The following is a 6,659-nucleotide window of genomic DNA, read 5'->3' on the forward strand; positions in this document are numbered from 1 at the left end:
TGCGTCGCCCGGGAGCAGTCCATGGCCCAGGCCACCGAACTGGTCGCGAAGGGCGGCCATGTCGTCGTCGTGGGCGTGGGGGCCGCCGGTACCACCCCGGTCCGCCTCGACCTGGTCCAGGACCGGGAGATCCGCATCGAGGGCACCCTCATGTACACCACCGACGACTATCGCGTCGCCATGTCCCTCATCGCCTCAGGTGACTTCGACACCGCCGAGATCATCACCGCCACCTATCCCCTGGAAGAAGCCGCCGCTGCCTTCTCCGCCTCCCTCGACCCGGAACACGTCAAGGTCCTGGTCACCGTGGACGCTCCCTAGTGCTTCGACGGAAGGGGCACTAGGCCTGCCCGGGCCCCGCTCGTCCGGGGCCCGGGCAGGGGCTCTGCCGGCCCGGGGGCATGTGCGAAACTGCGGGACTGGCGTCAGCGACCGCTTCCGGTCGACAACGCCGCAACCGCAGCCGTGTGTGAGGCTGGCTCCGTTCACCGTCGACGAACGAGCACGACCGAAGGGAAGGAGGGGCGCCGTGGCCGCCCGCACGCGATCGTCCCATGCCGTCGTCGAGGAGCGACGCAAGGCCGTCCTGCGTTACGTCGCCGAGCACGGCGAGACCCGCATCGACGACCTCGCCGAGCACTTCGGCGTGAGCCTGATGACGATGCACCGGGACCTGGACGACCTCGCCGGACGTCACCTCCTGCGCAAGGAGCGCGGACGGGCCCTCGCCTTCCCCGCCCTCACCATGGAGATGGCCACCCGCTTCCGGGAGAGCAGTGCCCTCCTGGCCAAGAACGCCATGTGCGCGGCCGTCGCCGACCGGATCAAGCCGGGCACCACGGTCCTCATGGACGACTCCACCACCCTGTTCCCACTGGTCCCCGTGCTGGCCCGGCTGGACCAGCTGCACGTCGTCACCAACTCGGTCGGCCTGGCACAGCGCCTCGGATCCGAGTCCAGGGTGAACATCACCCTTCTGGGCGGGCGCTACCGCGGTGACTTCAACTCCTGTACCGGTCCCGCGGTGACCCGCGCGCTGTCCCAGATCCACGCCGATCTCGCGCTGATGTCCGCCACCGCGATCCTGGAGGGCCGGCTCTTCCATCCCATGACCGACTACGTCGAGGTCAAGCTGGCCATGCTCGCCTCCGCCAAGCAAGCCCTGCTCCTGGCCGACCATTCGAAGTTCGGCAAGACCGCCACGTACGCCTACGGCACCGTGGCCGACTACCAGGCGGTCATCACCGACACCCGCACTCCCGAGGCCGAACTCGCCGCCATCCGTGACCTGGGAGTGCCCGTGGAGACGGTCGCCCCCGAAGAGCAGCCCACCTCGTGATGCGGACACTGTTCGAAACGCCCAGTGCCTATCGCCCCAGCGACGCCGAGATAGCCGCGGCAGTGCCCCACGTGCAGGCCGTGCTCTTCGACTTCAGCAACACGCTCTTCCAGATGATCTCCCTGGGAACATGGCTGCGCCGAGTGGGCCGCGCGTCCGGCCGGCTCGCCCTGCTCGCCGAACCCGGCGCCGAGGCCGAGATCTCCCGTCAGCTGCGCACCGCCTTCCGGCTGCCGTCGGTCGTCGCACTGCAGCAGGGGCGTTTGGAGACACGTGGACTTCCTGCGCGACGCCGAAGACGCGGCCTACCGGGAACTCACCGCCCCGGACGCCTGGACCCCGACACCGAACCCACCCTGCGCGCACTCCGCTCCCGCGGCCTGCGCGTCGCCATCGTCAGCGACTTCGCCTGGGACCTGCGCACCCACCTCGCCCACCACGGGATGGACACCCTGGTCGACAGCTGCGTCATCTCCTACGAACAGGGCCGCGAGAAACCCGATCCACACCTGTTCTTCAAGGCGTGCGCCGACCTCGGCACCGAGCCCCGCGCCACACTCATGGTGGGCGACAACCCCGTCCGTGACGGCGGTGCGACCACCTGCGGCCTGCGGACCTACATCCTGCCCGCCGAGAACCGCACCGGCGAACGCGGCCTCGCCGACGTCCTCCGGCTGATGCCCGAACGGCAGCCGGACTGAGTCCTCCAGGTTCTGTCTCTCCGGTCGGCGGCATTTCCACACGAGACGGCCGCGAAGTAGCAAGTGGCCGGGTAGACGGCGGGTTTGTCGCACCGCGTCGCCAGGCCGCGCCCCTGCTCGAGGCGGTTGATGCGGCGTCCGACGGCGTTCCGCTGCTTGTAGCCTCTGCCTGGTTCCGTTCGGAGAACGCGGGTGCGGGCCACGACGGTTGCAGAGCCCGCTGCATCACCGGCCTGGGCCTGCTGCGGCAGCCTGGGCCAGGGCGCGTGCCCTGGCGTCTACGGCCAGACGGCCCTTGGCGCTCAGCCCGCTGTGCGAGCGTTCCGAGCGCGTGATCGGCCGGCTTTTCGCGGCCGACGGCTCCCTAGCCAGTGTGCTCCGGCTTGGTGCTGGTGTGCTCGGACACCGTGGAGTCCACGGGCACGGTCCGGCCGATGCCCCGATCAGCGTCCACCTTGGCCAGAACGGTCGCGAGGATCTTCTCCCCGGCGATGTCGGGCAGGCCCCGCCAGGCAGACAGATGCGGGTCCATGCGATGACCTCGAACGTGCGGCGACGGTCGGCCCGCCGTCGCCGCACGGCGCGCGCGGCCGCCAGAGACGGGTCGATGTGCCCTCCCATCGCATTAGTGATCACTGATCGCACGGACACATCGAACGACCGTCCAGCCGGTCGAAGAGACTCGCTCGGTCAGCGCTGCTCGACCACGTTTCGACGCCATCGCACGAGCTCCCTCTCGGGATCCCCGGTACTCGCCCATGGCGCGCGGGTGGCGCGGCGGTCGAGTATCCGGAACAATGTGGCCGCGATGCCGGTCAGTCCGGCGTAACAGGCGGCGTGTGTCAGGTGGTTGAGGTCCCTGACCCTGCCGGGCGGCACGTGGCCGTCCTGCGAACTGCCGAACCAACAGTGCCACGTGCGCTGCACGTCGTGGACGGCGCCGTCGTTGTCCCAGTGCTGGCCGGCACTCCGCACCAGCCTGGGATCACCTCTTGCCGCCTCCAACATGAACCGGTATTCCTCCACGCGGGCATACTGCACCAGGACGGGAAGCGGGGAGCCGGGCGGGGCCACACCCGCGGCGTCACGGGCGAAGTCGCACATCAGGCCGTGCGTTCCGTGCCAGTGCGCGGAATAGTAATGGAGCACCTGGAGGTGCCCCTCCACGCTGTAGGGGTCCCGCTCGTGCAACCCGTCCCACCAGCGGGCGAGTTCACTGCGCCGCATTCCGTCGGGATACAGCCGGGCGACGGACATGAGGGAGACCCAGGGCGTGGGATCCTCGGGACACATCTCTGCGGCACGCAGGCAGGCCATGACCGCGGCATCGATGCGACTTCTGTCGATCGGGGCGCCACGGCCGGCAACTATGGCCAGGTTGAAGGCCCTGGCCGTTTCGGTCGCGGCCCGCAGCACCGACGCGTGGGCGCTGCGGGGCTCTGCGGCCAGCCACGAATCAACCGTGGAACTGCTCGCAACAGGCCTGCGCGAGCAGTCGTACCCGATGGCCGCGCGAAAGCGCGTCGCCGCAGTCGGGGTCGAAGTCGGGGCTGACCCACTGGGCATGTTCGTGGCTTCCAATTCCCTCGGCCGTCGCCAGAACATCGGAATGACACCGACGGCGAGACCGCCGATTCCGATCGTGATGGGCGTTGTCGATCAGGGCGTGCACCACGGCTTGGACCGCACGAAAAATGGCAGCCGCACAGAGCCCGAAGGGCGAGCCCCCAAACGGAAGACGGGCACTCATTATCGGCGGTGATCGTACGAGGTGCGTGCCCGTCGTCGGGCACCCACCGGGATACGCCGCCTGTTCTACTAATGCGCGGACATGGCCGACGCCGGCAGAAGAATCCCCGCTCGCCCGTTGCTCCTCCGACACGATGCCACGCCTCGGTCACGAGCGCATGCAAGTCGGCCTGCGAGCGGGGACTTGCTGGACCGTGCCTGCGGCACCGCCTCATCGTCACTCCATGCAAGCCACGGTGATCAACGGTAGCCGCGCTCCTCTGCGCACCCGTGCAGACCAGCACGATCACGGCACCGTGCGGCGGATTACCCGGCCCAGCCGGTGGCGGCTACCACCTCCCGCGCGATGTCCACGACAGGCCGCCCATCGGTTACCACCCGTGCGGTGTCCGCGGCCGCCTGTTTGTCCAAGAGCCCTGCTTTGTGTGTGCTGGCCTCGAGACCCTGTTCCAGCTCCGAGCCGAGTTCCCGGCCCACCAGCCGTTCGCGTGCGATGCTGTCGGAGACGGTGAGCAGGACCCGTACGATTCGCACGTCCGCCCCCATAGCGCGCTCGAACATGCCGCTCATCGCAGGCAACACACTCAGGGTGTTCGTATAGATCAGACGGCGATAGCCGCACTCAGCGAAGTTTGCCCAGACTGCCGCCAGATTACGCTCAACGAGCTGGGAAGCGTCGGGATCCCCCTCCGGCCCCGGGTGCACCTGACCCATGTAGTCGCCCTCGATGATGACGTGAGAGACCGCCGCGGCACGCAGTTGCGCCGCGACCTCCCATCCCACCGTTGTCTTGCCGACGCCGGAGCGCCCCCCCCGATCAGCAGTACCTCCGCGTGCCCCATGCGACGCAGCGTGCCAGCTCGCGATCGCATCATGCGATCCGATATCGCTCGATGTCTTGCCCGGTAAAGCGGACCAAGACGAGGGAGCAACGTTGCCTTGCGGCAGCCGCGGACCGGTGCGCTCGTGTCGGCCTGCCGCAATTCTGCGATCTTCTGGTTGACCGCGCATCTCTCACGTGACCCCTCGAGAAGCATGAGTGTGGTCCTGGGCCAGCCTGGCAGCCGGGCGGACAAGGGACGGTTCTGGCCGGCTTGCCGGGACGGAGCGGGGCCTGTCACCGGTAATTATTGGCGACATCCTCCGCGAGCTTCTGGCCATCGTCGAGCGCCTTGTCCACACTGATCTTGCCGGCGATGGCGGCGGAGATCTCCTGCGTCACCTTGTTGCCCAGGTCCTGGAACTCGGGGATGGCGACGAACTGGATGCCGACCGTGGGCCGCGGCTGCACGCCCGGGTTCGCGGGATCGGCCTGCTGGATGGACTTCAGGGTGATGTCGCCGAAGGAGGCGGCGGCCTTCTTGTACTGCGGGATCTCGTAGGTGCTGGCACGCTTCCCCGCGGGCACCCGCGACCAGCCGAGCTTCTCGCCGACGAGCTTCTCGTACTTCTTGCTGGAAGCCCACAACATGAACTTCGAGGCCAGATTGGCCTTCAGCGTGCTCACCGGCATGGCCCAGGCCCAGGACCACAGCCAGCCGCTGCTCTTCGTCTGCTCCACGGGAGCGTACGCGTAACCGATCTTGCCGGCCACCTTGCTGGTGCTGGGATCCTCCAGGGAACCGGCCGCGCTGGTGGCGTCGTACCACATGGCGACCCTGCCCTGGCTCATCGCGCTCAGGCACTCGGTGAACCCGGCCTGCGCAGCGCCTGCCTCACCATGCTTGCGCACCAGATCGACGTAGAACTTCGTGGCCTTCCTGAAGCCATCGCCGTTCACCTGGGCCTTCCAGTCCTTGGTGAACCACGTGCCACCGAAGGTGTTGACCACGCTCGTCAGCGGCGTCCCGAGTTCACCCCAGCCGGGCTGACCGCGCAGGCAGATTCCCTTCATCCCCGGCCTGGCGCCGTCGACCTGAGCGGCGAGTGCGGCCACCTGCTGCCACGTCGGGTGTTCGGGCATGTTCAGGCCCATCTCGGCGAAGACATCCTTGCGGTACATGAGGAAGGACGACTCGCCATAGAACGGCAGCGCATACGGACGGCCGTCCGCGTCGGAGAGCGACTGCACAATCGGCTTGAGCAAGTCGTTTCTGTCGAAACCCCTGCCCAGATCAATCTCGCCGCCCAGGTTGCTCAGCCACCTGTACCCGTTCCAGACCCCAGCCTCGTAGGCGCCGATGGTGACGACGTCGTACCGTCCAGCGTGGGTGGCGATGTCCCGCGTGACCCTGTCGCGCAGCTCGTTCTCCGGCAGCACCGTGAAGTTCACCTTGATGCCGGTCTCCTTCGTGAAGGAGTTCTGCGTCAGCTTCTCGATGTCCTCCATCTGTGGATTACCGACCATCAGCACATTGATGCTCTTGCCATCACTGTCCGAGGGCACGCCGACGACCGAGCAGGCAGTAACGAGAAGGGCGGTGGCAGTTGCGCCGGCGATGAGCGCATGTCTGGTCGATGGCATAGGAAGACCTTTCGTGTGAGTGAGCGGAAATGTGTGAGTGTCCGACGCGTCCCTGAGCCGCCGATTCAGCAGAAGAGTCCGTTGCGGGATGCCTCGGGGGTACGCCCCGGCTGTCACAGGTCCGGCCGAGCAGGGGGTACCGATGGTGTGCACGTCCTTCGTGTGGGGGACGCCACATCATCATCGCAATAATTAGCAGATCTGTAGTCTGTCTTAACACACTCCGTGATATCTTCGTTACGGATCTATTGCTTCAGTGAGGCTGTGCCGCCCGAGGACGTGGCCCGATGCTTCGACTCCGAAGGGTCCTGGCGTCTAAGAGGTCATCTCATTTGGAGGAACCGGTAGCCTGGCTGTGTGTTGATGGTCGAACGTCTGGTGCCGGACGGGCTCTGGGAGTTGTTCC

General features: G+C 67.2%; 5 protein-coding genes and 2 pseudogenes. 3 read left to right on the top strand and 4 right to left on the bottom strand.

Annotated elements, in window-relative coordinates:
* The 3 genes from ACWC5O_RS44770 to ACWC5O_RS44780 form a co-directional block, all read left to right on the top strand.
* The coding region (locus ACWC5O_RS44770; RefSeq protein ID WP_450781305.1) for a zinc-binding dehydrogenase at window positions 1-321 on the top strand (321 nt) is incomplete at its 5' end.
* Between the two features lie 208 nt (window positions 322-529).
* Window positions 530-1,339, top strand: a complete 810-nt coding sequence (locus ACWC5O_RS44775; protein ID WP_450781307.1) for a DeoR/GlpR family DNA-binding transcription regulator — start codon at window positions 530-532, stop codon at window positions 1,337-1,339.
* On the top strand, window positions 1,339-2,040 hold the full coding sequence (locus ACWC5O_RS44780; RefSeq protein WP_450781309.1) for an HAD family hydrolase: 702 nt from the start codon (window positions 1,339-1,341) through the stop codon (window positions 2,038-2,040). Before ACWC5O_RS44775 ends, ACWC5O_RS44780 begins: the two co-directional genes overlap by 1 nt.
* A 364-nt stretch (window positions 2,041-2,404) precedes the next feature.
* Here the strand turns inward: ACWC5O_RS44780 and ACWC5O_RS44785 are convergent, their stop codons facing one another.
* The 4 genes and pseudogenes from ACWC5O_RS44785 to ACWC5O_RS44800 all read right to left on the bottom strand — a co-directional run bounded on the left by ACWC5O_RS44785 (window position 2,405) and on the right by ACWC5O_RS44800 (window position 6,253).
* Window positions 2,405-2,572, bottom strand: a complete 168-nt coding sequence (locus tag ACWC5O_RS44785; protein WP_450592466.1) for a hypothetical protein — start codon at window positions 2,570-2,572, stop codon at window positions 2,405-2,407.
* A gap of 158 nt (window positions 2,573-2,730) precedes the next feature.
* Window positions 2,731-3,622, bottom strand: a pseudogene (locus ACWC5O_RS44790) (hypothetical protein).
* 473 nt (window positions 3,623-4,095) lie between these two features.
* Window positions 4,096-4,631, bottom strand: a pseudogene (locus ACWC5O_RS44795) (AAA family ATPase).
* Window positions 4,632-4,906: 275 nt separating this feature from the next.
* Window positions 4,907-6,253 (bottom strand): ABC transporter substrate-binding protein, encoded by a 1,347-nt coding sequence (locus tag ACWC5O_RS44800; protein WP_450592469.1) that lies wholly within the window; start codon window positions 6,251-6,253, stop codon window positions 4,907-4,909.
* Window positions 6,254-6,659 lie beyond the last annotated feature (406 nt).

This window comes from Streptomyces sp. NPDC001450 (genome assembly GCF_053597295.1).